The 25,482-nt window shown below is 42.1% G+C and carries 26 protein-coding genes; 23 read left to right on the forward strand and 3 right to left on the reverse strand.

The genetic code is table 11. The annotated features are described in order from the left end of the window. Positions 1-72: 72 nt before the first annotated feature. From EI981_RS12985 to EI981_RS13035, 11 genes are all read left to right on the forward strand, one after another. A complete protein-coding gene (locus EI981_RS12985) occupies positions 73-750 on the forward strand; it encodes a response regulator transcription factor (RefSeq protein ID WP_126998755.1) in 678 nt (225 codons plus the stop codon). Next, positions 747-2,564, forward strand: coding sequence for a sensor histidine kinase (locus EI981_RS12990; RefSeq protein WP_126998757.1), 1,818 nt, complete (start codon positions 747-749; stop codon positions 2,562-2,564). The genes EI981_RS12985 and EI981_RS12990 overlap by 4 nt, the downstream gene beginning before the upstream one ends. 141 nt (positions 2,565-2,705) lie before the next feature. Next, positions 2,706-3,557, forward strand: coding sequence for a polysaccharide deacetylase family protein (locus tag EI981_RS12995; RefSeq protein ID WP_126998759.1), 852 nt, complete (start codon positions 2,706-2,708; stop codon positions 3,555-3,557). 99 nt (positions 3,558-3,656) lie between these two features. After that, positions 3,657-4,358: an N-acetylmuramoyl-L-alanine amidase family protein gene (locus tag EI981_RS13000; protein WP_126998761.1), complete on the forward strand. Its 702-nt coding sequence runs from the start codon at positions 3,657-3,659 to the stop codon at positions 4,356-4,358. A 16-nt stretch (positions 4,359-4,374) separates the two neighbouring features. Continuing rightward, a complete protein-coding gene (locus EI981_RS13005; RefSeq protein ID WP_418789053.1) occupies positions 4,375-5,046 on the forward strand; it encodes an SGNH/GDSL hydrolase family protein in 672 nt (223 codons plus the stop codon). Positions 5,047-5,082: 36 nt separating this feature from the next. Then, positions 5,083-6,489 (forward strand): MBOAT family O-acyltransferase, encoded by a 1,407-nt coding sequence (locus tag EI981_RS13010; protein ID WP_126998765.1) that lies wholly within the window; start codon positions 5,083-5,085, stop codon positions 6,487-6,489. Positions 6,490-6,584: 95 nt separating this feature from the next. Then, positions 6,585-7,640, forward strand: coding sequence for a DHHW family protein (locus EI981_RS13015; RefSeq protein ID WP_335926382.1), 1,056 nt, complete (start codon positions 6,585-6,587; stop codon positions 7,638-7,640). 4 nt (positions 7,641-7,644) lie between these two features. Beyond that, positions 7,645-8,139, forward strand: coding sequence for a DUF4358 domain-containing protein (locus EI981_RS13020; protein WP_126998767.1), 495 nt, complete (start codon positions 7,645-7,647; stop codon positions 8,137-8,139). 172 nt (positions 8,140-8,311) lie between these two features. Beyond that, positions 8,312-9,052, forward strand: coding sequence for a YheC/YheD family protein (locus EI981_RS13025; RefSeq protein ID WP_126998769.1), 741 nt, complete (start codon positions 8,312-8,314; stop codon positions 9,050-9,052). A gap of 179 nt (positions 9,053-9,231) precedes the next feature. Beyond that, on the forward strand, positions 9,232-11,061 hold the full coding sequence (locus tag EI981_RS13030) for a UbiD family decarboxylase (RefSeq protein WP_126998771.1): 1,830 nt from the start codon (positions 9,232-9,234) through the stop codon (positions 11,059-11,061). Between the two features lie 188 nt (positions 11,062-11,249). Beyond that, positions 11,250-12,677: a PQQ-dependent sugar dehydrogenase gene (locus tag EI981_RS13035; protein WP_126998773.1), complete on the forward strand. Its 1,428-nt coding sequence runs from the start codon at positions 11,250-11,252 to the stop codon at positions 12,675-12,677. 26 nt (positions 12,678-12,703) lie between these two features. Here the strand turns inward: EI981_RS13035 and EI981_RS13040 are convergent, their stop codons facing one another. Further along, positions 12,704-14,323 carry a GMC family oxidoreductase gene (locus EI981_RS13040; protein ID WP_126998775.1) on the reverse strand — a complete coding sequence of 540 codons (1,620 nt, stop codon included), beginning with the start codon at positions 14,321-14,323 and terminating at the stop codon, positions 12,704-12,706. 197 nt (positions 14,324-14,520) lie between these two features. On the opposite strand from EI981_RS13040, the gene EI981_RS13045 reads away from it, so the two are divergent. The 3 genes from EI981_RS13045 to EI981_RS13055 all read left to right on the forward strand — a co-directional run bounded on the left by EI981_RS13045 (position 14,521) and on the right by EI981_RS13055 (position 16,169). Next, positions 14,521-14,940: a DUF1259 domain-containing protein gene (locus EI981_RS13045; protein WP_126998777.1), complete on the forward strand. Its 420-nt coding sequence runs from the start codon at positions 14,521-14,523 to the stop codon at positions 14,938-14,940. 50 nt (positions 14,941-14,990) lie between these two features. After that, entirely contained in the window at positions 14,991-15,413 is a 423-nt protein-coding gene (locus EI981_RS13050) for a DUF1259 domain-containing protein (RefSeq protein ID WP_126998779.1), read from the forward strand. A gap of 339 nt (positions 15,414-15,752) precedes the next feature. Then, a complete protein-coding gene (locus EI981_RS13055; RefSeq protein WP_126998781.1) occupies positions 15,753-16,169 on the forward strand; it encodes a hypothetical protein in 417 nt (138 codons plus the stop codon). A gap of 90 nt (positions 16,170-16,259) precedes the next feature. Here the strand turns inward: EI981_RS13055 and EI981_RS13060 are convergent, their stop codons facing one another. Next, positions 16,260-16,583: a DUF2642 domain-containing protein gene (locus tag EI981_RS13060; protein WP_126998783.1), complete on the reverse strand. Its 324-nt coding sequence runs from the start codon at positions 16,581-16,583 to the stop codon at positions 16,260-16,262. Positions 16,584-16,681: 98 nt separating this feature from the next. Here EI981_RS13060 and EI981_RS13065 point away from each other — a divergent pair, with 98 nt between their 5' ends. The 4 genes from EI981_RS13065 (at position 16,682) to EI981_RS13080 (ending at position 18,698) form a co-directional block, all read left to right on the forward strand. Then, complete coding sequence (locus tag EI981_RS13065; protein ID WP_126998785.1) at positions 16,682-17,242, forward strand: DUF1697 domain-containing protein; 561 nt, start codon at positions 16,682-16,684, stop codon at positions 17,240-17,242. A gap of 175 nt (positions 17,243-17,417) precedes the next feature. Beyond that, positions 17,418-17,750, forward strand: coding sequence for an ArsR/SmtB family transcription factor (locus EI981_RS13070; RefSeq protein ID WP_126998787.1), 333 nt, complete (start codon positions 17,418-17,420; stop codon positions 17,748-17,750). A gap of 33 nt (positions 17,751-17,783) precedes the next feature. Further along, a complete protein-coding gene (locus EI981_RS13075) occupies positions 17,784-18,299 on the forward strand; it encodes an SRPBCC domain-containing protein (RefSeq protein WP_127004646.1) in 516 nt (171 codons plus the stop codon). Between the two features lie 24 nt (positions 18,300-18,323). Further along, positions 18,324-18,698, forward strand: coding sequence for a VOC family protein (locus EI981_RS13080; protein WP_127004648.1), 375 nt, complete (start codon positions 18,324-18,326; stop codon positions 18,696-18,698). A 100-nt stretch (positions 18,699-18,798) separates the two neighbouring features. Here the strand turns inward: EI981_RS13080 and EI981_RS13085 are convergent, their stop codons facing one another. Continuing rightward, entirely contained in the window at positions 18,799-19,593 is a 795-nt protein-coding gene (locus EI981_RS13085) for an SDR family NAD(P)-dependent oxidoreductase (RefSeq protein WP_126998789.1), read from the reverse strand. Positions 19,594-19,818: 225 nt separating this feature from the next. Here EI981_RS13085 and EI981_RS13090 point away from each other — a divergent pair, with 225 nt between their 5' ends. From EI981_RS13090 to gshAB, 5 genes are all read left to right on the forward strand, one after another. Then, a complete protein-coding gene (locus EI981_RS13090; protein ID WP_227011831.1) occupies positions 19,819-20,154 on the forward strand; it encodes an ArsR/SmtB family transcription factor in 336 nt (111 codons plus the stop codon). Further along, positions 20,151-21,203, forward strand: coding sequence for an ACR3 family arsenite efflux transporter (gene arsB, locus EI981_RS13095; protein WP_126998791.1), 1,053 nt, complete (start codon positions 20,151-20,153; stop codon positions 21,201-21,203). Before EI981_RS13090 ends, arsB begins: the two co-directional genes overlap by 4 nt. Before the next feature lie 5 nt (positions 21,204-21,208). Then, positions 21,209-21,631 (forward strand): arsenate reductase (thioredoxin), encoded by a 423-nt coding sequence (gene arsC / locus EI981_RS13100; RefSeq protein ID WP_193556460.1) that lies wholly within the window; start codon positions 21,209-21,211, stop codon positions 21,629-21,631. Positions 21,632-21,695: 64 nt separating this feature from the next. Next, the gene (locus EI981_RS13105) at positions 21,696-23,042 is read left to right on the forward strand and encodes an MATE family efflux transporter (protein ID WP_126998795.1); all 1,347 of its coding nucleotides are present in this window, start codon (positions 21,696-21,698) and stop codon (positions 23,040-23,042) included. A 19-nt stretch (positions 23,043-23,061) separates the two neighbouring features. After that, a complete protein-coding gene (gene gshAB / locus EI981_RS13110; protein WP_418789054.1) occupies positions 23,062-25,401 on the forward strand; it encodes a bifunctional glutamate--cysteine ligase GshA/glutathione synthetase GshB in 2,340 nt (779 codons plus the stop codon). The last annotated feature ends 81 nt before the right edge of the window (positions 25,402-25,482 follow it).

The following is a 25,482-nucleotide window of genomic DNA, read 5'->3' on the forward strand; positions in this document are numbered from 1 at the left end:
ATTATACTCATATTGGTAATTGCAAAAAGTGTCAACTTATGGGTTGCAAGAAAAACATAGTGAGGTAGTTATATGTCAAAAACAATACTGATTGTAGAAGACGAGCCTATTTTAAGGGAAGTTATGAAAGATTATTTGCTGGAAGAAGGATACGGAGTGCTTGAAGCTGGCGACGGCAAGAATGCACTGGAGTTATTCCAAGAACATGAAGTAGATCTGATCATTCTCGATATTATGCTCCCTGAACTGGACGGATGGTCTGTATGCAAGCGGATTCGGAAAATATCGAATGTTCCAATTATTATGTTAACAGCTCGTTCAGATGAAGACGATACATTGCTCGGGTTTGAACTAGGGGCGGACGACTATGTAACCAAACCCTACAGCCCTCCAATCTTGCTGGCACGGGCAAAGCGGCTTTTGGAGAGCAGACAGACTCGAGAACAAGAAGACGATACATTGTCCAGCAGCGGTATTTACATCCATTTTCCGTCCCGGATGGTTACGGTGGATGGGGAAAACTGCAGTTTGACGCATACGGAATTTGAAATTTTGGCTTATCTGATGAAAAACAAAGGCATTATTATCACCAGAGAACAGCTGATTACAAAAATCTGGGGGTATGATTTCGTCGGTGACGATCGGACCGTCAACAGCCATATCCGTAATTTGCGTTCCAAGTTAGGGGAGCACGCCAAGCAAATTGCCACGATCGTTCGATCAGGTTATAAATTCGAGGAGAAGTTATGAAACAAGGCATTGTTCTTAAGCTGTTCCTATTTACGACGGGATTATGCTTGTTCATTCTTGCTGTTATTTTTGTAGGGCAGACCGTATTTTTCAAACAGTTTTATGTTCATCAGAAAGTGAAGGACGTCAACGCGGCGCTTCAGACTTATGAACAAGACTACCTGAATCATGCCTCGAACACGCAGGAGATGGCAAAGCTAGAGCAAGACTTTTTTCAAAAGCATAACACCTGGATCACGGCTTTGGACACCCGCGGTAATCTAAAGTATGCTGACGATTTCTTCATGGAAATTAAGCTGGATCGTTCGGAAGAATCTGCGCTTTCCGATAAAACGATAACCTTACCTCTATACAGTTTTATCAACGTAGAGGACTTCAGCAGCAATAATGCGGTCCTCACTCCTTGGATTCAAGAAGAGGAATGGATCGCGATGGAAGGCTTGATCATGAACAACCAGCCGGTGATCCAGCGGATGGGAAGGAGCAGATCCAATCTGAGAGATGAAAGCCGGCTGGAAAATCATCAGATGGTGAGCAAAGAGTACGAGGTCCTCAATCGATCGAACGTGATCCAATATCGTGAGAAATATTCCACATTTCTGGTCGAAGGAACCATTACGAAAGTCCGGATACCGGAAGGGGCGGGAGTCTCGCGTTACACCAATCACTTGTTTCTGGATCGTATCAAAGCTTTCCAAGCGGATCTATTATACGGCGACTTTAAGGATGCCACGAACGCAAATCAGATCGTAGATTATGAAGAAAATCACGCGAACTACAAAATTTTCGTGGACCGCATCCAAGATCGCGACGGAAATCCGACATACCTGTTCGCGATGACGTCACTCCAGCCGGTCAATGAAGCTGCTGGGATGATCAAAGATTACTATGTGTACATCATTATTGCCACCCTACTTCTCGTGGTGCTGGCATCGTTCTATTACTCTCGTCAGATCACTCGGCCACTGCTGCGTATCAACCGTACCACACGGCAAATGGCAGACCTCGATTTTTCGGAGAAAATCCCGATCACAACAAAAGATGAAATCGGGGACTTGTCACGTAATATTAACGAGCTCTCTGAGCGCCTGCACTCTCATATTCTTCGGCTTGAACAGGACATCGAGAAAGAAAAGCAGTTGGAGAATACGAGAAAAGAATTTATATCCGGCGTATCCCATGAGCTGAAAACTCCTCTAAGTGTCATTCAGAGCTGCCTGGCCATTATGAAGGACGGGGTGGCAAGCCATAAACGAGATTATTATTTTAAGGCGATGGAGGACGAAGTCAAAAGAATGGATCTGCTGATTGTGGATATGCTGGAATTGGCCAAATATGAATCCGGCACGTATACCATGGAGATGGATTCCTTTTATATCGATGCCGTTATCGAGCGAGTATGCGCAAAATTGGCTCCGGACATCGAGGCAAAGCAATTACATCTTGATATGTCACTGAAACCTGTCGAAGTGCTGGCAAATGAGCGGCGAATTGAGCAAGTCGTCGTCAATTTCCTCAGCAACGCGATTCGCTATACGCCGGAGCAGGAGTCCATTCTCGTTAGCATCTTGGAAGATCGGGACACCGTAAAGATTTGCATCGAAAATAAAGGAACCCACATTCCGGACGAACAACTGGAGAAGATATGGGACCGATTTTATCGCGGCGAACCTTCCCGCCAGCGGTCGGCCGGAGGCACCGGATTAGGCCTCGCTATTTCCAAGAAAATTTTGGAGATGCATGGCGTGCCTTATGGCGCAATCAATACACCCGAGGGGGTCATGTTTTATTTTCACTTGAATAAAAAAGCGTAGAACTTCGGTTCTGCGTTTTTTTATTTTTGCACTTTTTATCTGCTGGAAATCTGATTCTATAAATAAATTTGACATGATCTGCACTTTTTCTATATCTCCTCTTAGTATTCTTTAAGCATAGAGAGAGGAGATGGATTGAAAATGACAGCAAGAACAAACTTTGATCGAGGTCTAAGAGAAGGAAAACATAGAGCTAAGAAGCGCAGACGGCAAATATTTATGTTCGCAGCCATTGGCCTATTCTGTTTTGGCCTGATGAGATTAATGCTTCCACTCGATACAACCGCGGTTGCGGAGCAGCAAGGAGAACAGCCAGTGTACCAACCATCTACGACGAATGTAAGCAAGGCTAATCCGAAAGACGAGGATGCCAGGCCAGAGGGCAAGATCGTATATTTAACGTTTGACGACGGTCCGAGCGAATGGACAGAGAAGTTTCTTGACGTTCTGCAGGAGCATGGCGTAAAGGCGACTTTTTTTATGCAAGGAAGCAATCTTCAGCATAAGGATTTACAAAGCGTGGTGAAGCGTGCGGTAGATGAGGGACATTACATTGGTGGACACAGCATGACCCACCAATACAAAAAGCTGTACGAAGAGGGACAATTCGTATCCGAGATGAAAGACAACCTGGCGCTTATCCATGACATTACAGGTACAAATCCACATTTGGTACGTGCGCCATATGGTTCAGTGCCTGGTCTGGACGATACGATGGTTCGCGACCAAATTGCCCAGGAAGGATTGAAGATCTGGGACTGGACCATTGAATCGAACGACTGGAAACTGAAGGATCAACCAGAACAAATTGTCGAGAACATCAAGAAGGCGACAAAAGTTGATTTGGAAGTCGTATTGATGCATGAAAAGCCACAAACGCTGCAGGTTCTTCCGGAGATCATTGAATTCTACAAAAAAGAAGGATACCGATTTGGCGTTTACAATGATAACGAGCATTTCCATATGAATTTTCAAAAGGATCATCGCTTGTAGACGCAGCTTAAGCCTAAAACTCTATTAAAGTTTGATATGATCTGCATTTTATCTTTATCTCCGCCGATTACACTTTTTTTCAGGAGGAGGAGAGAACGTATGAAGAAAGGCAGCTCGATCATACTCACCCTTTTGTCTGTACTGGTGTTCGTTCTGTTGTATCAACTTGTTTCCGGGGAAGGGGCAGCCAGCGACCGAAAAGCCAGCCTTGGTGCCCGCTCGGATAAGATAAGAACGCTAGAACATCAGCCAGAAACGCCTTATAAGGTCGTGATTGATCCAGGACATGGCGGTAAGGATAAGGGCGCAACGGGCGCCAGTGGAAATTTTGAGAAGGATTTTACGCTGCAGGTAGCGCTTAAGGTAGAAGAACTGGCGAAACAAGAGCCACAGATTGAGGTGTATCTCACTCGATCAGAGGATCGCTTTATATCTTCGGTTAATCGGGAACGGCCGGAAATCGGCAATCAACTGGGTGCGGATCTATTCATATCCATTCACGGTAATACGTACGAAGACTCTAGTGTTTCAGGTACTGAAACCTACTATTACCATGAAGATTCCCTGTTCTTGGCGGAAATTTTGCAAAAGCATATATTCCAGACCAACGGATTTCGGGACCGGGGAGTAAAAAAAGAGGATTTCTTCGTCTTGAAGGATTCGAACATGCCGGCGGCTCTAATCGAAATGGGTTATTTAACGAATCCGCAAGAAGAGAATGAAATGCTGACGGAGGATTTTCAATACCGGATGGCAAGCTCCATTTTGGACGGAATTAAAGAAGCTCAAAATTTGAATTAAAGAGAGGAACATGAACATGAAAAAAATAGTTACGACATTACTAGTTGGGAGTCTTACACTTGCCTTGGCGGCATGCGGCAACGAATCCGCGGGACCGCAGCAACCGACATCAGTTGCCCAAGGGCAGACAGCAAATTCGAAAGGATTAACCGAGATACCGTATCAATCTATCTATAAAGATAGCGTATTTGTAGGAGATTCCATTACAGAGGGGTTATCCTTCCATGATGTTCTCAAAGAGGGAAATGTCTTGGCAGGTGCAGGAAAGACAGCGGAATTTGCGCTGGAAGATATCAACGAGTTGACTGAACGGAACCCGAAACAAGTCTTTATTCAGTTGGGGTCGGACGACATCTTGTGGCCTACGGATAACCCCAAAGAATATTCTATACAGAACTATACTAAGCTGATCAACATGATCAAGGAAAAGCTGCCGCAAACCAAAATTACGCTTTTAACGGTGACCCCGGTAACACCTGAAGCGGTGAAGCAGGAGCCAAGATACGAAAATATCAGCGATTATAATCAAGCATTAAAAGAGCTGGCAGATAAGGAGAACATTGGATTTGTTGATCTTTCCTCGATATTTACAAGTGGCTCTGATGATCTGTATGATTCGGACGGCATTCATTTTAAACCGGAGTATTATACAAAATTACTGGATCTGCTGAAAGATCAAGTGAAATAGCATGAGAACGGGTCAATCTGTTTGGAGGTGTGGATATTGGTCTTTAGCAGCCTGATATTTCTGTTCCTCTTTCTGCCGCTCACCGTTCTGATCTATTATGTATCGCCTAGGAAGCTTCGAAATGCTGTCCTGCTTGTAGTTAGTCTGATCTTCTATGCATGGGGCGAGCCTTTATACATTATTATTATGATATTTTCGACCGTGTTCGATTATTTCAACGGGCTGCTGATCGATAAGTATAGAGATCGGAAGCCGATCGCAAGGGCGATATTTATCGGTTCAATGACTGGCAGTTTAGGTATTCTCGGTTTTTTCAAATACGCTGGTTTTGTGGTGGATAATATCAACCAGTTGTTTCATTTGAATCTCCAAGCGGCCGATTTGCCCCTGCCTGTGGGCATATCCTTTTACACCTTTCAGACGATGTCTTATGTGATTGATGTCTATCAGGATAAAGTGCCGGTGCAGCGAAATTTCATCTCTTTTGGGGCTTATGTGACGATGTTCCCACAGCTTGTTGCCGGTCCTATCGTGAAATACGGAGACATCGCGAAGCAGCTCGATTCCCGCAAGGTGACTCTGGATCGATTTGGCGAAGGGGCGGAGCTGTTCATCAGAGGTCTGGCCAAAAAGGTGCTCTTGGCCAACAATATCGGATTATTATGGACAAGCGTCAAAGCAACTCCGCTGGAACAATTGACGGTGCTGTCTGCCTGGCTTGGCATTATCGCGTTCACACTGCAAATCTATTTTGATTTCAGTGGGTATTCTGACATGGCCCGCGGACTTGGCAAAATGTTCGGTTTCGATTTTATGGAAAACTTTCGTTACCCCTATATCTCCAAGAGCGTGACGGAATTTTGGCGAAGATGGCATATCTCGCTGGGTACGTGGTTTCGGGAGTACGTGTATATCCCACTTGGCGGCAACAGATCAGGGCTGATGAAGCAGCTCCGGAATTTGTTGGTTGTATGGTTTTTAACTGGTTTATGGCATGGAGCCAGCTGGAATTTTATCGTGTGGGGTTTATATTTCGGTTTCTTCGTGATGGTTGAGAAACTGCTGCTTCTAAGATGGCTGGAGCGTAGACCCGCCTGTGTCGCGCATATCTACACGCTTCTAGTCGTTATCATCGGCTGGGTATTATTCGAAATGGACCATCTGGCTTCCGCTGGACGCTTCATCGGCGTGATGTTCGGTTTCAGCGGGCATGGCTTGGCGGATCAGCAGGCGCTCTATGCCTTATCTACGAATGCTATCTTATTGGTCGTGTTGGCCTTCTGCGCCACTCCGTTTCCCGCGAAGATTTTATCCTATGTGCGAGAGAAATGGAAAATCGTCGGTATGATTACTGTTCCGTTTATCTATATTTTGTTCATGACTCTGTCGACCGCATATTTGGTCAATGAAACCTACAATCCGTTTTTATACTTTCGATTTTAAGGGGGGACGGCGATGGACGGACATATCAAAACCAATCGGAAATGGCTAGCTTTATTGCTCCTGCTATTTATAGGGGGATGAGCGTTCTCAATCTTATGGCACAGGATCGGGAATTCTCGGAATCGGAGAACCGGATGCTGGAGCAGTTGCCGCCTTTCTCGTTGAAAACACTGATTTCGGGGACATTTACTTCCGATTTCGAGAAATACGTGTCCGACCAATTTATTTATAGGGATATTTGGATCGGTGTGAAAACCGATACGGACCGCATCACCGGGAAAAAGGAGAGTAACGGAATATACCTCGGCAAGGACGGGGTTCTGATTCAGAATTTTATCCCCCCAGCAGAAGAGGATTTACAGGAGAAGGTGGATGCCATTCAGGCGTTTGACCAAGCCACCCCCGGCTTGAACAAATATGTGATGTTGGTGCCAACGGCAGCGTCTCTGTATAAAGATAAGCTCCCGAAATATGCAATGGTCGGCGATGAAGAAGCGTATCTGGGCAAAGTCCGGCGTTTGCTGCCACCCAGTATTCATTTTATTGATGTGTTTCCTGCTTTGAATGCGGAACGGGAGCAGTCTGTTTTTTATAAAACAGATCATCATTGGACAACCGAAGGCGCTTATGTCGCCTACCTGGAGCTTTGCAAGCAAATGGGGCTCACGCCTCAGAGTAAGGAAGATTTTAATATCCAACGAGCAACCGGTGAGTTTTACGGTTCACTGTATTCCAAGAGTGGGTTCAGACATTTGCAGCCCGATAGCATTGATCTGTATCTGCCGAAGGATCCGGAGAACTATACCGTAACCTATGTGGATGAAGAGGAAAGCACGGATACGTTATATGCGATGGAACAGCTTCAAAAGAAGGATAAATATGCGGTGTTTCTGAACGGCAACCATGCGCTTATCCATATCAAGACGGCTCATCCAGACGGGAAAAAGCTGCTTGTAGTCAAAGATTCGTACGCCAACAGCTTCATTCCATTCTTATTGAAGCATTTCAGCGAAATTGATGTAGTAGACCTGCGTTACTATGACGGAGAGTTAACGTCGTTCGTGAATGAACACGATATCGATGACATGCTGCTGCTTTATAATGCAAACACATTTTTTGAAGATCCATCTATAAATTATTTATCGGAGTGATTGTATGAGAAGACCATGGAAGTATAGAAGAAGTCTTTTCCCCGCAGTTCTGGTAATTATCGTCGCGATCTACGTCCTCACTGGATGTTCGGGCACGGATGACAAGACCGCTGACAAACTGTCAGCCGCCCAAATCGGAGGAAAAATCGAACAGGCAGTGAGCTTGAAGGACATGAAAGCGGGAGATCAGATTAAGCTGCAGAAATTGTATAAGATTGATGCTGACAATGTTGATGATTTTATTCTTTATACATCTACATCGAATGTGAGAGCGGATGAATTAACCGTCATCAAGCTAAAGGATTTGGGTAAGGCGGAGAACGTCAAAGCCAAGCTCGAGCAGCGTATCGAGGAACAAAAAATAAAGTTCAAGGACTATCGTCCAAATGAATATTTCTTGGTAGAACATCATGTTTTAAAGACGAAGGGAGCATTTGTCTTCTTCGCAGTTTCCAAAGAGGCTGATCAAATGGAGCGTGCATTTGACGATGCATTTTAATATAGGAAAATTTAATTTAAATTGTTCTTACTATCCAGTCGAGTTTTTTTAAGGGGTGTTTTTTGCAACATTACAATAAACAGGGGGGGAATGTAGCCTAATTTTGTGTCATTAATGTTTTTGCCGTCATCCAGATAAAGGGGCTAGAATAATGTAGGATGGAGGTGAGTACATGAAACATAAATATATTAAAAGCAAAATGCAAAAAGGAACACCCTTGATACATGATCACATCCTATCCCGTCACGTTCCGGAAACCCATTGGTATCATGCTGCGACTCTCACCAAAATGCTCACAGCTTTCCCTGTAATTTATATCAAACCCGATACAGGCTCTTCGGGAACAGGGATTATCCGGGTCAAGAGACTCAATAACTCCGAAAGCTTGATTTCATTCAAGGCATCGTCCAAAAAGTACCCAAACACAAAAATCGCAGCCGAAGTAGCCAAAAGAATGCACCGCGGAAAAAAATACATTATCCAGCAAGGGATTCCACTGGCGACCTATCAAAAGAAACCTTTTGATCTGCGGATTGTGCTACAGAAACCCTCCAATCGGTGGTTGCTTACCTGGATGAGCGCAAAGGTCGCGCCAAGATCCAATTCCATCGTCACTAATGTGGCAAAAGGAGCTCGCGATGCAAAAATAGAAGAAGTCCTTCGAGGAGCCGACCAACGGCTAAACGTACCCACAGTTCAGGAAGAGTTAAGCGATGTTTCCTACAAAATCGCACGTAAATTGGGTTCTCGTTTCCCTCTTCGAATCGTCGGATTGGATATGGGGATCGATAAGAAAGGAAAGGTATGGTTTATCGAGGCTAACACGAGACCTGGCTTTAACGGATTGAAGAAGTTCGATCCCGTGCAATACCGAAGATATCTTCGTGCAAAGAAGCAAATAGAAGCAAGTTAGCTGAAGTGATTTACATGATTAAAGCCCACTCTGTGGGCTATTTCTGTTATTATATAGTCTGTTGAAAGTATTTAAACCGACTTCAGTATTTAAACTGATAATTTAATTACTATCGTTTATAATTTAGATATGATGAAGTAAAATAATGATCTTATATATGCAGAATGGAGCTAACTATAATGTATCGCAATTTAGAAGATTGCCTCATTGATTTAGAGAAGCATGGTCATTTGGTTCGAATCCGAGAAGAAGTTGATCCGTATCTTGAGATGGCTGCAATTCATTTGAAAGTGTATGAGGCGGGAGGTCCTGCCTTACTGTTTGAGCGCGTAAAAGGATCCCAATTTCGTGCGGTTTCTAATCTTTTTGGTACAATGGAGCGCAGTAAGTTTATTTTTCGCAAGACGTGGGATTCTGTACATAATGTAATGGCAGTTCGCAACGATCCAATGAAAGCTCTTAAGAAGCCCTTCAGCAATATAGGGACCGGATTAGCTGCATTTAAAGCACTTCCGTTAAAAAAGTGGGGTAACCTTCCCGTTACGGCCCAAGAAATTCAAATTTCAGATCTTCCGCTGATTCATCATTGGCCCAATGATGGCGGGGCTTTTGTTACCCTGCCGCAGGTTTATTCAGAGGATCCCGAAAAACCCGGAATTATGAATTCCAATTTAGGCATGTACCGCACTCAATTAACCGGCAATGAATATGAGATGAATAAAGAAATTGGACTGCATTATCAAATTCATCGGGGAATCGGAGTTCATCAGACGAAGGCGAATAAAATGGGGATGCCGCTCAAAGTAAGCTGTTTTATTGGCGGTCCGCCAGCACATACCTTAGCAGCCGTTATGCCGCTACCGGAAGGATTAAGTGAAATGACGGTCGCTGGTATGCTATCGGGACATAACTTTAGATACAATTATGTCGATGGTTACTGTATTAGCAGTGATGCTGATTTTGTAATTACAGGGGAGATATATCCTGAAGATACAAAACCAGAAGGGCCTTTTGGAGATCATTTAGGCTACTATAGTCTAATTCATCCTTTTCCAGTCATGAAAATTCATAAAGTATATGCCAAGCCGAATGCGATTTGGCCATTTACAGTCGTAGGAAGACCTCCGCAAGAGGACACATCTTTTGGTGAACTCATTCACGAATTGACTGGTGATTCGATCAAGCATGAAATTCCGGGGGTAAAAGAAGTTCATGCAGTAGATGCTGCGGGGGTTCATCCGTTGCTTTTCGCTGTTGGCAGCGAAAGATATACACCTTATCAACAAGTAAAGAAACCTACTGAGCTCCTTACACTGGCGAATCGTATATTGGGCACGGGACAATTAAGCTTGGCTAAATATTTATTTATTACAGCTGAAGAAAACGAACCAATTAATTCACATCATGAAGTAAATTTCTTAACTTATATTTTAGAGCGAATCGATCTGCGTCGTGACATTCATTTTTATACGAATACTACGATTGATACCCTTGATTATTCCGGGACAGGTCTGAATAGCGGCAGTAAAGTCGTTATTGCTGCATATGGAGATAAACTGAGAAATTTATGCCATGAAGTACCTGAAGATTTAAAGGGCATACGTGGATATGATAATGTCCGCCTTATCATGCCAGGCGTTGTGGCGATGCAAGGTCCTAAATTTAACAGCTATGCCGATACAGAGAAAGAAATGCAAGGGTTGTGTGATGCGCTTCAAGAGAAGGGACCTCTCCCAACTTGTCCAATGATTGTTCTCTGCGACGACAGCTCATTTTTGAGTGAATCGATCCATAACTTCTTGTGGGTTACATTTACGCGTAGCAATCCTTCCCATGATATTCATGGAGTGAATGGCTTTTATGAGCATAAGCACTGGGGTTGTGACAACTTAATCATCGATGCCCGTACTAAGCCGCATCAAGCACCACCTTTAGTTCCCGATCCTACTGTAGAGAAAAAAATTGAGCGTTTATTTGTAAAAGGAGCTAGTCTGGGCGGTATTATATAGTACAGAACCGCAATCACATAGATATGGCGGTAAGACCGGGGGGGAAGAAGGATATTGAAAGGAAATGTCGCTTTTTATAGTCGCCTGAAAGGGTGGCTATAGAAAGCTTTTTTTTGTTGGTAATGAATCATTAAACCGTTCTACTCATATTCTTACAAAAGAAAATACTATAAAGGGGGTACAGTTATTTGATACAAGTTAAGGTTAGTTTACGACCAATTATTAGTAAGATAAACATGCCTACTGTTTTGAAAACAGCTATACTTCCTGGTGATTCAATTGAAAGATTATTTGTAGCAACTCAAGTAGGGGAGATCTTTTACATAGGGAACGGGGTTATAGGGACTTTTTTAGATATTCGCCAACGAATCATAAAATTAGGCGCCTCTAGTGGTGGGTATGATGAACGGGGTTTGGTCGGGCTAGCATTTCATCCTGATTTTTATTACAACGGTTTGTTTTATCTCCATTATTCAGTGGCTGGGAGCCAAGGTCCAGGTGCACTTACAGGTACTTTTGAATCCTTTAAGCCCAACCCGTGTGATACGGATACCTTAAACTTAAAGTGGTTGAATAGAGAAATTCAATATGATCATATTGATACTGTTGAAGAATGGGTCTTAAATTCGAATGGTCAACCTCAAAGACGGCGGACCTTATTGAATATAAGAAGGCCATTTTTAAATCATAATGGTGTCAATAGCTTGAATTTTTCACCTGAAACAGGAAAACTTGTTTTGACTACCGGAGATGGCGGATCCGGCTATGATCCATTTAACTTAAGCCAAAATGATATGGAAATCGCAGGTAAAATAATTGAAATTGATGTTGCTAAGCATACATTTATCGATAATCCACCCGTAGTAACACGTTTTAATGAACTCCCCGTATCAATTCAGGAGACGCTTACCGTAATTGCCAAAGGAGGCCGCAATATACCAGGCATTTTATTTCAAAGGTTTTATAATTATTATATCAAATATGTAGGAAATGTCGGACAGGATCTCGTAGAGTCGATTTTTTCATTCATTCATTATAAACCAATACCTGTTACTCAGCTTGTTCAAGCAGCTTTAATGAATTCTGAACCTGACCAAGAAGGATTTATTAACTTTGGCTGGAGAGGGTGGGAAGGCGCTTTCCCTACTTCGATCATTACAGGCTGCTCTGCAAATCCGTCTTTGGATGAGAAAACAGTGTCTTATTACAATGAAGCTATAGAAACTTCGGTACGACGTCTGCAGCCTCTAATTAGTTATTTTCATAAAGATCCCCGAAGCGATAAGTTTGGAGGAACTGCACTTACTGGAGTCCAGCCATATATGGGAAATGGAATCCCCGGATTAACGGGAAATGTTGTGTTTGCTGATCTAGCCAGGAAAGAAGGATCTCACCATCCAGTCCGAGGGGTTTTAGCTTATATCAGGGTTCCAAAAGAATGTAAACTAAATGATTTTAGTGTTATTAAAGTCGATTATAATTTTGGGCCTCAATCCGCTTATTATGTTAGTTTGGGAGCGAATCTGAATCAATCCAGACTATATTTAGGCGTTTATGGCTCTACAAAAGTGGCTGATGCTCACCAAGGCACTGTTTTTGAAATTATTCCACAATAAAGGGGCTGAATAGCCCCTTTTTGAATTCACTCTTGAGCGAATTCTGTTCGTGTTCGCTGTTTTTTTTGAGGGTTTGTTTTTATACATAATTGCTTCGCTATTGTATAGCCGATAAGATATGCCGCGGAAGAAGTATTGCCATCAACTGTGAATGGAACAATGGATGCATCTGCAACGATCAAATCCTTGACCCCATGTACATTACCTCTACGATCAACAACCCCCCCTTTTGATAAAGGCGCCATTCGCAGAAAACCTTGCTGATGATGATTATGGTCGAAATTTTCTTTAATAAACTCTTCGAGTCTGTCATCATCATCAATGATGTCAAAAGTAGGTGATAGCAGCTGATAAGAAGGATCAATTCGGGATAGCTCGAGAGCAATATTCTTGATATAAGTTCGATAAATCCTTTTTACTGCCTCCATGTCATCTGGATCAGAAAGAAACCCTTCGTCTGCCAGTACAATGTTTAGCGGATCTTTGCTTTGTATGCGGATATTCCCTTTGCTCTTAGGTCGTAAGTACAGAATTGCTATGGTCAATTGTTCATCGGCTCCAATACCAAGAAGTTGAACGGCTCGCTCTTCAGGATTGTTGCCGGATGGATCCGGCAAGAAAGCACCTCCTGTATAAAGGGCATCAGGATCTTGGGAAGGGAGGGGACGGTCATTGGGATTTGTAGCAAATACAGCGAAGTTTAAAGTGTGATTTTTTAATCGCTGTCCTACGTTTGGATTATTGAAAATGACTGGGATGCCTGCCTTTTTTAACATGCTAGCGGATCCGATCCCAGATAGCATTAGTATCTGAGGGCTATTGTTCCCTGCCGATATAATAACCTTTTTACGAGAGTACGCACGGGTGCATTTACCATCCTTCAAAAATTCAACACCAATCGCACGCTTACCAGAAAAAAGAATACGAAGAGCTGTTGTTCTGAACAGGACGGTTAGCTTACGATTATTAACCCCTCGGCCTGATGGGGTCATAATATCCGAAGACAAAAAGGCTGTGGATGAGCTTTCCCTCAGGCCATCAGGTTTTTGGTATAATTGCCAGCGTGTGAACGATCCAAGTGGGGTATCAGGATCATTGTAATCAAGAATGATTGGATATCCTGAAGCCCGCTCGATCGCAGTTGCTAATTTTTGTGCCATCGAGGTTGGCTCTTCAGGCGCTTGCCTGATACTTATTCTTCCTTTATAACCGTGTGCGTCCATATTTGTAGTTGAACCATCGAATTTCTCCAACTGTTTGAAACGTCGTATGGCTTTATCAGGTGACCAAATAGGCCCCAGCAGTCGTTCCCATTTACTGAGTACAGCTGCTGTCGGTCGTACATATTGTTCTCCGTTTATAGAAGAACCACCTCCTGAGAGACGTCCCGTAGTCCACTCGAATGAGCGGCCATCGAGTCCTTCCTGGGGTACCCCTTCACCTTGCCAGAAGTAATCCGGGGAGTAACTTTCTTCAAGTTCCGATGCAAAGGTGGAATCCTTGATCGGTATATCTTTATCATGATTTCCGCCCGATTCTAGGACAAGTACAGAGGTTTGTTTGTCGTCAGTAAGCGTCTTCGCAATAACAGAACCTGCCGGTCCTGTGCCGACAACAATGTAATCATAAGTTAAGTTTTTCTTCATTAACCTTCTCCCTTTAGTAAACTAATTCAGAATATTATGTTGTTCTGAGAAAGGTGCCTATTTCTGCATTAAATCTCTCCATCGAACCGGGAGCCTGCATTCCGTCTAAGATAGTTTTTAAAATAGGTACAGTCACCCAAGTCCATTTTTATCTTTCATCATAGGATAGACAGAACATGATAAAAGGGAGGATTTAAATGGCACAACAAGTGAAGGTAAGCCCACAGTTCAAAAGGTTGTGTACTCAATTCGGGAAAATTCTAGGGGGCGAATCGGAAGTTGATGAAGGCCCTGTTTGCTTTGTCATGCGGATGACAAACCTGAGGGCAAAGATCTTGGGAAGAAGTACGAGATCCCCATTAGTTCAAATGCAAATGTTCTCTTTCGAATCTCTTGATAAGTCGGGAAGGGCGCTTTGTTTGGGTGAGACGGCTGTACACCAGAATCAAGTTAATAGATTGATATCGAATCTCCGTAAACGTGGGATAAAAGTGACAGCAATTCATAATCACTGGTTAAATGAAAACCCACGGTTAATGTATATGCATTGGGAAGCCACTATGAATCCTATTGATTTTGCTAAAAGAACCAAAGCATCTATTGCATTCTTAGGCTGATTCAATCGACATGAAGATGTATTGATCATTTAATGAAAGGATGATACTGAATGTCTGAACAAGCTAAAGCAAGCCCCCGCTTTATAAAACTATGTAATCAATTTTCATCCATTTTAGGTGGAACTGAGCATACAATTACAAAAGGTCCGGTTTGTTTTGTCTCCAGAAATAGGAAGTTTAAAGCCTCTATTTTAGGAAGAAGTACGACATCCCCATTGGTCCGTTATCAACTGTTCTCGTTTGAATCATTGGACAGTTCAGGACGCGCACTTTGTTTAGGGGAAACGGCTCTCTTCCAGAACCAAGTAAATCGATTACTGTCAAATCTTCGAAAAAACGGAATTAAGGTTACAGCGGTTCATAATCACTGGCTGTTTGAGAACCCTCGACTGATGTATATTCACTGGGAATCGATCGATAATCCCATTGCATTCGCAAGGAAAGTAAAGAACTCTATCGCTTTCTTGGGTTAAGAGCACTCTAATCAAACGCCATAAAGGCTGCCAAGATCCGATTGGGCAGCCTTTATGGCGTTTGGTGTGACCCCCCCTTTTAAACATGTACATAAAAACATGAAAATGAACTAATTTCTCTTAAACTAATCCATTAGTAGGCCGAATATATGACACTATTGTGTGCATTTATGTTGGTTTTGGCATTTGACGCTTTATTGTTTAAAAGTGACAAAGAATTTTTGATTGCAAATTATTTTTATTAGGAGGATAATTGCGATAATAGATCAAGAGTGAACCAGGTTCAAAGGTTCTTCTGTTGATATATATTAAACAAATGGGAATAAGGAGCGTGTATGTATGCACGAAAAATTAAAAAGCGAAGAAGCAGCATTGATCAAACAGGGTGTCCAGGAATATTTGCTTAAATTACAGAGTGAGCATAAAGACGCTTCAGACAACGGATTTCTCAATCATCAGATCGAAGTCGCCCAAGCGGTATTCGACAAGGTACTTGGTCTAAGACTATCACAAGATGGCAAGACAGTAAGCAGTGCTGAGGAAAGCCCTGAGGGAATGTTAGTGTTTAAGGCAAATTATAAGTACCACGGACGAGATAAGAAGATCAGAACGGGTGATATGGTCGTTCAAGTCTGGCATAGGGATTCAGTTAAGGAAACCATTAAAGATCGCCTTCAAAAAGAACGTGGTTGGGAAAAAGGATGGATCTTTGTAGATACAATTCAACAAATGGAAGCAATAGGTGATGCAAATTAAATAAGAGGTCTCGGAAATTGCGGCTTTTTATTAACGATGTAAGCTCCGTCCAACTTAAGGACGGGACTTACATCGTTTGTTTAGTAGGAATTATTTTTCTTCTGCTTTTTCAAAGTATACGATCTCACTTAATCGAACATGATGCAGTTTACCATCAACGGCGAGGGCAATGTGATCAATAAAAACATTATCCAAAGTACCTATCAATTTCCCTACAATTGTAGTGACGACAATTTTCATTCCGATGTGTTTGGTCAAATGCTCAGTGAATTTGGGCTCTACAATGGTCGTATACATCATATTTTTCGGTAATACCAGGGATTCTCTGCGTTGTAGATCTTCATTCCGATAGTATGGCGGCGTTGGAAATGAGGGGTAGGCCTGAGGATAGCCATAGTACACATATCTATTCATGTAGTAATACTCCTTATATATAAATTTGGATACTCACATCTATAACATATGACAAATGCCTATATGGGGTTCATAAATAACAACAGAGGGTTGATTAAATGGCAATTTACATTGCGTTGTTAAGGGGTATTAACGTAGGTGGACATAATAAAATCAAGATGGCTGAATTAAAAAATATGTTCCATTCGATGGGCTTTGACCGAGTACTAACGTACATTCAGAGCGGTAATGTGCTGTTTGAGTCGGTGGAAGATGCAGATTCACTGCGTGAGCGAATAGAATATGAAATAGAGAAGGTCTTTTCTATTTCGGTCACCGTTATAATAAGAACATCCGAAGAACTGAATCAAATTGTTGAAAACTGTCCATTCTCTGAGGATGTGCTACTGGAAGCACAAGCATCAACACAGGTCGAGACTTTTTATGTCTCCATGCTGCTCGATTCACCTTCCCAAGAAAGAATCGAACAGCTTAAAGCATTTGCTTCTCAAATCGATGAGTATCATGTTCAAGGTCGGGAAGTCTATTTATTGCTCCGCGAAGGGGTGCGTAATTCTAAGCTGGCCAATCAACTTTCTAAGTTGAATGTACCTTCTACTGTGCGTAATTGGAAAACAATGAACAAGCTCCGTGATTTAGTAAAATCCATGGAAGTATAAGCAGCGAAGATAAGGCCATCCTACATAGGATGGCTATACTTATCGGTTACCTCAAATATTCCTTGACGGGAATATTCCAAATTGGGTATATTTTAATCACAAGATGAAAGTGATTCTGAATAACGGTAAAGATAAAGCAAGAAACTGTAATTACAGAGGTGAGAGAAGATATGCTATGAATAAGTCTGTATTGGATGTAACAACACTTAGTGCATTAGCTGAACCGAATCGTATGAATATCGTTCAATTGTTGCGTGCCGGCCCTCTGACTGTAGGTGAAATCGCCGATCGATTGGGGCTTCGCCAACCACAAGCGTCGAAGCATTTAAAAGTGCTTAGCGATAGCGGGATTGTGAAAGTACAAGTCGATGCGAACCGCCGGATCTATAAGCTCCGGTCTGAGCCCTTCCAAGCGATGGAGCTTTGGCTGAAATCCTTCCAGCATATTATGGAAGAGCGATTTGACAACTTGGACAATTACTTGCGTGAACTGCAAAATAAGGAATAATCATAACATCTATAATTTAAGGAGGAGTTAATGATGTCAAAAAACGAAATGGTCTCGAGGGTAGAGAACGATCGTGTCCTGGTACTGGAGCGCGAATTCGAAGCGCCGCGTGATCTCGTATTCCGCATGTTTAAGGAAGCGGAGCATCTCAAGCGTTGGTGGGGTCCGAAAGGCTGGGAGGTCCCGGTTTGTAACATCGATTTTCGTCCAGGTGGCGTGTGGCATTACTGCATGAAGTGCGTTGATCAGAATCAAGGCCAATTTTACGGTATGGAATCATGGGGGAAGGGTGTTTATCAGGAAATCGTCGAGCCGGAGATGATCAGCTACAACGATTACTTCTCAGATGCCGAAGGCAATATTAACGAGTCCCTGCCAGCTACCCTAACAACGATAGAATTTATCGATTTGGGCAGCAAGACGAAATTGGTGAACCGTTCTGAATATGCGTCAGCAGAGGCCCTTAAGACTGTTATGGACATGGGTATGATGCAAGGAATCACCGAGACCTGGAACCGTTTGGGCGATCTGTTAGAGTCACTTAAGTAATTACACAAGAGGAGTGCATATATGATGATTAATAGAATTGGTCAAGTTATGTTATATGTGAATAATCAAGACGAATCCAGAGATTTTTGGACGGGGAAATTAGGCTTCGAGGTCATTGCGGAAGTAACCAATGGTCCAATGAGATGGATCGAAATCGCTCCAAAAGATGCAGCAACCAGCATTGTTCTTCATAGTAAAGAGTTCGTTGCCAAGATGAACCCAGACATGAATCTCGGAACACCGTCTCTCATGTATTTCACTGAGAAATTCGATGAGTTATATAGTGATCTGAAAAATAAAAACGTAAAAGTTGGAGAAATTGTTGAGCTCCCGACTGGTAGAGTCTTCAACTTCGCAGATCATGAAGAAAATTACTTTGCCGTCTCGGAAAAGAAATAGGATAGTTGAATAAGTTACGAAAGCACGAAAGCAGCTAATCAAAATGATTAGCTGCTTTTTTTCGCTAAAAAGGGGTTGATGTGAATAGGATTCGAGAATCTTAAAACACGCTGCGTACAAGTCCTCCATCAATCCGCAAAGCGGTACCGTTAATGGCCGAGGAAAGAGGGCTGCTTAAGAAGGTAACAAAATTGGCTATTTCTTCTGGCCGAATAAGCCTTTGAATGATAGATGTTGGTCGATTCTCTGACATAAATCGTCTCTCAGCCTCATCTATTGTCAAGTTTTCATTAGGATAGAGAGTATTTAACATCGTCTCTACTCCTTCAGTTAAAGTTGAACCAGGCATCACGGTATTGACCGTTACCTTCGTTCCATGAGCCAGCTCGGCTAAGCTTCGGGAAACCGAGAGCTGCATTGTTTTGGTTGCACTATAATGAGCCATTTCTTGCGAAGGCATGATGGCCGCCTCGCTAGCAATAAAGATGACTCGTCCTTCGTTATTCTGAATCATTCGGTTCAGGTAGTGGCGGGAGAGCCTAACACCACTCATAATGTTGGTCTCGAAGAATCTAAACCAATCCTCATCGGAAATATCGAAAAATTCGGCAGGCTCGAATATACCGAGGTTATTTATCAAAATATCAACGTCAGGGTATTGTTCAATCACCTGTTGACACCCTTGCTCTGTTCCTAGATCCGCGACCACGGCTTCGAGTTTAGCGCCGGCATGCTGGTCTCGAATTTCCTGAATCGTGTTCATTACTTTGTCTTCGCGGCGGCCATTAATTAGAACCCTGACGCCTTCAGCCGCTAATGATGAGGCGATTGCTTTTCCGATTCCTGCCGTAGACCCGGTAACAAGTGCGGTTTTTCCTTGTAGATGAAGTTCCATAAGTAACCTCCAAAAAAATTAATATGGATAAATAACCTAATTTATAAATCAATTGTTAACTATACTATCCTCTTATACGCTCAAGTTTATTCCGAGTCAAGAGTAAACGATGCAAATGCGGCAAAAGCAGAAATAATTAGATAATTACTTGATTATATAAGTGAATGCTTATATAATAATCTTGGAAATAAGCGATCGGAATGAATATATGAAGGAGGGAAAGATGTGATTCCTACGGATATCATGGCAGAACAACTTAAGTTGTTAGGGGATAAAACACGTTTAAACATTATCAATATCTTATTTCACCAAGAAGCTTGCGTATGTCACTTGGTTGAAATCTTAAAGATGACTCAACCGAACATCAGTCAACATATGCGTAAATTAAAAGACGGTGGCCTTGTACAAGAACAACGTAGTGGTCAATGGATCTTTTATTCTTTGGATATTAATGATAAACCCTACATCCGCGAAATACTGATGCATTTACCCGAATTAAGCGAAGAATCCAGGTCCGTTCTAAATGAAATTCCGTGTAAGCCAAAGGAGGACTGCATATGAGTCAAACTATCAAGCGATTATCTTTTCTAGATCGATTTTTAACGATTTGGATCTTCGCTGCGATGGCAATAGGTATTTTACTCGGAAGCTTATTACCGGGGGTATCGGATACTCTAACAGAGATGCAAATAGGTACTACCTCTATTCCGATAGCTATTGGCCTTATCTTAATGATGTATCCTCCACTTGCAAAGGTTCGTTATGAGAAATTGGGACGGGTATTTAAAGATTGGAAGGTACTTATTCTCTCATTGATTCAGAACTGGATACTGGGTCCGATCCTCATGTTTGTCCTAGCCATCCTGTTTTTGAGTGATATGCCTGAATACATGATTGGTCTTATTATGATTGGCCTTGCTCGCTGTATAGCTATGGTACTAGTGTGGAGCGATTTAGCGAAAGGTGATCCAGATTATACGGCAGGACTTGTAGCTTTTAACTCTATATTTCAGATTCTATTCTATTCTGTATTTGCTTATATCTTCATCACGGTATTGCCTGAATGGTTCGGCATCGCTGGGATGGAAGTAAACATTACCATAGGGCAAATAGCAGAGAGTGTTTTAATCTACCTAGGAATCCCGTTTGTGGCTGGATTTTTAACACGTTTTTTCCTTGTTCGTTCGAAAGGGGAAGGTTGGTACGTTCAGAAATTTATTCCGAAGATTAGTCCACTAACCTTAATCGCCTTGCTGTTTACGATCCTTATGATGTTTTCCTTAAAGGCAAATATGATTGTAAGTCTACCGTTAGACGTGGTTCGTATCGCGATCCCTTTAGTCATTTACTTTGTTATTATGTTTCTTGCGTCGTTTTACTTATCTCATAGAACCGGAGCAAGCTATCAAGTGTGTACTTCGCTATCTTTCACAGCGGCTAGTAATAATTTTGAATTAGCGATTGCAGTTGCGATTGGGGTATTTGGAATTAATTCGGGGCAGGCATTTGCTGCGGTGATAGGTCCTCTTGTTGAGGTACCTGTATTGATCTTGCTTGTGAATGTAGCACGTAGGTTTGAAAGAAAATACTTCTCAACAAAGGGGTCGTAATATTAATGAGTAAACCAATAGTGTATTTCTTATGTACGGGAAATTCTTGTCGTAGTCAGATGGCAGAGGCTTGGTTGAAACATCTTGGTGGCGATCGTTATGAGGTGCTCAGTGCAGGACTTGAAGCTCATGGATTAAATCCAAGGGCAGTTCAGGTCATGAAAGAAGCAGGTATTGACATAACTAGTCATTCATCCGATGTCATTCATCCAGAAATTCTGAATCGGGCTACTTATGTCATTACACTTTGTGGCCATGCGGATGAACATTGTCCGGTCATTTCCAATAAGAATGTGACGAAGTGGCACTGGGGATTTGATGATCCAGCTCAAGCCACAGGGACAGAAGAGGAAATTATGTCACAATTCAGAGCAGTACGCGATGCGATAAAAGCACGTGTAGATCAGTTTTTAGCATCAGGGAATTAAGAACTATCGATAGAGGGCCGGCCTTTAAGGTCGGTTTATTTTCTGACCCAAGGAGTTTAGTGGAATGAAAGGAACGAGGAATCTAACAGAGGGGCCCATCACCCCTACACTTGTGAAGTTAACGTTACCAATTATCGCTACAAACTTTATTTCTACCACTTATGGACTGGTTGATATGATATGGGTTGGCAAATTGGGAAGCGATCCTGTTGCCGCTATTGGAACGGCTAGCTTTTTTGTGAATCTAGCGGTTGCGTTATCGACCATGATTACTATAGGAACCGGAATTAAAGTGGCACATAGCATAGGTGAAGGAAGAGAAGACCAAGCCAAGGTGTATATCAAGAATGGCTTTTTGATGTCAGTAGTCTTAAGCGTCTTATATATGGTGATTATTTTCACATTTAAAAATGGACTTATTGGTTTCTTTGGGCTAGGTAATGACAATGTAGAAAGCATGGCTATTCAGTTCTTGCTGATCTCTATGATCGGAATAAGCTTCTCTATCATCAACACCTTATTTAGTACCATTATAAATTCACTAGGCAACAGTAAGCGACCCTTCAAAATCTTTACGATTGGCTTCTTAATTAATATGCTGCTTGATCCAATATTGATTTTTGGACTGGGCCCCATACCAGCTATGGAAGTGAAGGGAGCGGCATTTGCAACGTTAGCAGCCAATATGTTCGTCACGGTGCTGTTTGTTTTTGAAGCGAAGAACACTCATCTTTTTGCAAAGAACATCTCGTACAAATGGAAAGAAATGCGCGAAGTAATCTCGCTGGGAATTCCGATTACGATACAGAGGGTAACATTCACAGTAATCTCCATTATTATTGCAAAAATTATTGTTAACTGGGGTCCGGAGGCGATCGCTGTACAAAAGGTCGGGATTCAAATCGAGTCCATTTCTTATATGACCATCGGTGGCTTACAGGGCGCCATCGCAGCGTTTTTTGGTCAAAATTATGGAGCACGAAAATTAGGACGAATCAAAGAGGGCTATCATCGAGCCTTATTGTTAACGATGACTTTCGGAGTCTTTATATCCTTCATTTTTATTTTATTCCCTAAACCACTCTTCTCATTATTCCTGACGGATTCTACATCTCTAGAGCTGGGTGCAGATTATATGAGAATCATCGGATATTCACAATTGTTTATGTGTCTGGAGTTAATGACTGTTGGGGCTTTTAACGGAATAGGCAAGACACATATCCCACCGATTTTTAGTATTGCTCTTACAGCCCTTCGTATACCTATGGCCATCGTTCTATCATGGCATTTTGGATTGAATGGAGTATGGATGTCGATTGCATTAAGCAGTGTTCTGAAGGGAGTTATTCTTGTAGTTTGGTTTAATATGACGCTTCGAAATTTGAATAAACCTGTTGCATTGAATACTTAATCATTACTGAAGGAAGGTCATGAGTATGATCGCACTGGATCATCATTTTATAGATGAAATTATTAGAGGGAATTTACAAGAAGAAGTCTTTAAAGGCCAGTTTGGACTTGAGAAGGAAAATGCGCGGGTAGACCAAGACGGAAAACTCGCCCTAACGCCTCATCCATCTGTATTTGGCGATAAGCTTGATCATCCCTACATTAAAACAGATTTCTCAGAAAGTCAGATTGAAATGATCACCCCTGCGCTAAATAGTACAGATGAGGCTTATCATTTCTTAGAGACGCTGCATGATATCGTCACACTTGAACTGCAAGATGAGTACTTATGGACCAGCAGTAATCCGCCAGTACTTCCATCGGAAGAGAAGATTCCTATTGCGAAGATGAACGATCCAAAGGAGGACCACTATCGTGTACAATTGGCCGAGAAATATGGACGTAAAAAACAATTGCTAAGTGGAATTCATTTCAACTTCTCTTTCCGGGACAGTTTATTGATAAGACTTCATCAAAAGCTAGGTCAAACCGTTTCATATCAGGAATTTAAAGATGGGATGTACTTAAAAGTTGCGCGGAACATACTTCGCTACCGCTGGCTGCTCATTTACCTAACTGGTGCAAGTCCTGTATTCGATAAGACCTATATTGAGAGATGCGTACATTTAAGTAATCATCTTGATGAAGAGAGCCACTACTTCCCATATATGAATTCATTGCGGAATAGTACGTGTGGATACCGTAATGAAAAGCCTTATTATGTGTCATTTAACTCCGTTAAGGATTATGTTCGAGATATTCGTCAATTCATTGCAAACAAGCAGCTGCTGAGTGCAAAGGAATTGTATAGCTCACTTCGTCTTAAAACAGCGAAGGGTGAAGATATGCTAGCAGAGTTGATCGAGCATGGAGTCGAATATTTAGAACTTCGAATGATCGATCTGAACCCTTTAAGTAAGATTGGAATTCGTCATGATACGCTTCAATTTATTCATTTGTTTATTGTGTTCTCATTGTTCTTACAGGACGAACCCTTGGATTTGGAGGAGCAGAAGCAAGCACATGATAACGTTGATCTCCTCTTGTCTGAAGGAATTCATGCGAAGATCCAAATGGATCATACGACCGTAAGTATGGAGGCTCTTGCTCTTGAGATTTTGGATTCTATGATGGAATTATTAAATATTCTTAAGCCCGGTGATACAAAGGATCAGCAAGTTATTGAACAAGAAAAGAAGCGGATCTTAAACCCGCAAACCAGCTATGCAGCCATCGTCAAATCAGAAATTGAAAAATCATCTTTTTCAGCCTATCATTTGAATCAGGCAAAGCTGTACAAGAAGCTAAGTATGGAAGTGGGTTATCAATTTGCCGGGTACGAAGACTTTGAATTGTCTACGCAGCTTCTACTTAAGGCGGCGATCAAACGCGGAATTCGATTTGACATCCTTGATCGGGAAGAAAATTTTATCCGGTTGCAGACAGATACTCAGGTCGAATATGTAAAGCAAGCTACCAAAACTTCATTAGACTCTTATAGCACTGTACTTATTATGGAGAATAAGATCGTAACCAAAGAAGTCTTACGAGCAAACGGTATTCGTGTTCCGAACGGAGAGGCATACGGAAATATAGAAGAGGCTATGTCCGCATTTGAGAATTATCTAGGCAAACAAATCGTTATTAAGCCTAAATCTACTAATTTTGGCCTTGGAATAACTATATTCACGGGTGAGTTTTCTATAGAGGATTATCGCAAGGCATTTGAGATGGCCTTTGAATATGATCGTACTGTATTGTTAGAGGAATTCATGACGGGAAAAGAGTACCGTTTTCTGGTGATGGGTGATGAAGTGGTTGGGATTTTACACCGTGTCCCTGCAAACGTCATCGGGGATGGGCTGCACACGATTGTCCAATTAATTCATGAGAAGAATAAAGACCCGCTAAGAGGAAAGGGATACAAAACTCCGCTTGAACGAATCCAGTTAGGTGATGCTGAAGCACTATTCTTAAAGGGGCAGGGAAAATCAGCAGAAGATATTCCAGCTAGTGGCGAAATCGTCTATTTGCGAGAAAACTCAAATATCAGTACAGGCGGAGATAGCATTGACTATACTGATGAAATTCCAGACAGCTATAAGCAATTAGCCGTAAGATCAGCTAGAGCAGCTGGGGCAACAATCTGTGGCGTAGATATGATGATTGATGATTACCAAAATGAGGCAACCCCTCATAACTACAGCGTTATTGAGATTAATTTTAATCCAGCGATTCATATTCATTGCTATCCATACCAAGGTAAGAATCGTAAGGCAGATGATAAGATTCTGGATTTGTTGTTTGAAGCAAAAAGATAGTAAGTTAGACTGAACATGAAAAGAGCATTCACGAAATGATTGCAGGTGTATACGGCCTGTCTCACCAGTGGATGCTCTTTC

The organism is Paenibacillus lutimineralis (assembly GCF_003991425.1).
Classification (GTDB): Bacteria; Bacillota; Bacilli; order Paenibacillales; family Paenibacillaceae; genus Fontibacillus; species Fontibacillus lutimineralis.

Bases quoted from the DNA above. Each gene is read 5' to 3' on its own strand.
- EI981_RS13105 (WP_126998795.1), top strand. From the start codon at position 21,696: ATGAAAGGAACGAGGAATCTAACAGAGGGGCCCATCACCCCTACACTT.
- EI981_RS13085 (WP_126998789.1), bottom strand. From the start codon at position 19,593: ATGGAACTTCATCTACAAGGAAAAACCGCACTTGTTACCGGGTCTACG.
- EI981_RS13015 (WP_335926382.1), top strand. From the start codon at position 6,585: ATGGCACAGGATCGGGAATTCTCGGAATCGGAGAACCGGATGCTGGAG.
- EI981_RS13065 (WP_126998785.1), top strand. From the start codon at position 16,682: ATGGCAATTTACATTGCGTTGTTAAGGGGTATTAACGTAGGTGGACAT.
- EI981_RS13075 (WP_127004646.1), top strand. From the start codon at position 17,784: ATGTCAAAAAACGAAATGGTCTCGAGGGTAGAGAACGATCGTGTCCTG.
- EI981_RS12995 (WP_126998759.1), top strand. From the start codon at position 2,706: ATGACAGCAAGAACAAACTTTGATCGAGGTCTAAGAGAAGGAAAACAT.
- gshAB (WP_418789054.1), top strand. From the start codon at position 23,062: ATGAGTATGATCGCACTGGATCATCATTTTATAGATGAAATTATTAGA.
- EI981_RS13060 (WP_126998783.1), bottom strand. From the start codon at position 16,583: ATGAATAGATATGTGTACTATGGCTATCCTCAGGCCTACCCCTCATTT.
- EI981_RS12985 (WP_126998755.1), top strand. From the start codon at position 73: ATGTCAAAAACAATACTGATTGTAGAAGACGAGCCTATTTTAAGGGAA.
- EI981_RS13055 (WP_126998781.1), top strand. From the start codon at position 15,753: ATGCACGAAAAATTAAAAAGCGAAGAAGCAGCATTGATCAAACAGGGT.
- EI981_RS13030 (WP_126998771.1), top strand. From the start codon at position 9,232: ATGTATCGCAATTTAGAAGATTGCCTCATTGATTTAGAGAAGCATGGT.
- EI981_RS13045 (WP_126998777.1), top strand. From the start codon at position 14,521: ATGGCACAACAAGTGAAGGTAAGCCCACAGTTCAAAAGGTTGTGTACT.
- EI981_RS13080 (WP_127004648.1), top strand. From the start codon at position 18,324: ATGATTAATAGAATTGGTCAAGTTATGTTATATGTGAATAATCAAGAC.
- arsC (WP_193556460.1), top strand. From the start codon at position 21,209: ATGAGTAAACCAATAGTGTATTTCTTATGTACGGGAAATTCTTGTCGT.
- EI981_RS13025 (WP_126998769.1), top strand. From the start codon at position 8,312: ATGAAACATAAATATATTAAAAGCAAAATGCAAAAAGGAACACCCTTG.
- EI981_RS13005 (WP_418789053.1), top strand. From the start codon at position 4,375: ATGAAAAAAATAGTTACGACATTACTAGTTGGGAGTCTTACACTTGCC.
- EI981_RS13040 (WP_126998775.1), bottom strand. From the start codon at position 14,323: ATGAAGAAAAACTTAACTTATGATTACATTGTTGTCGGCACAGGACCG.
- EI981_RS13000 (WP_126998761.1), top strand. From the start codon at position 3,657: ATGAAGAAAGGCAGCTCGATCATACTCACCCTTTTGTCTGTACTGGTG.
- EI981_RS13070 (WP_126998787.1), top strand. From the start codon at position 17,418: ATGAATAAGTCTGTATTGGATGTAACAACACTTAGTGCATTAGCTGAA.
- EI981_RS13020 (WP_126998767.1), top strand. From the start codon at position 7,645: ATGAGAAGACCATGGAAGTATAGAAGAAGTCTTTTCCCCGCAGTTCTG.
- EI981_RS13050 (WP_126998779.1), top strand. From the start codon at position 14,991: ATGTCTGAACAAGCTAAAGCAAGCCCCCGCTTTATAAAACTATGTAAT.
- arsB (WP_126998791.1), top strand. From the start codon at position 20,151: ATGAGTCAAACTATCAAGCGATTATCTTTTCTAGATCGATTTTTAACG.
- EI981_RS12990 (WP_126998757.1), top strand. From the start codon at position 747: ATGAAACAAGGCATTGTTCTTAAGCTGTTCCTATTTACGACGGGATTA.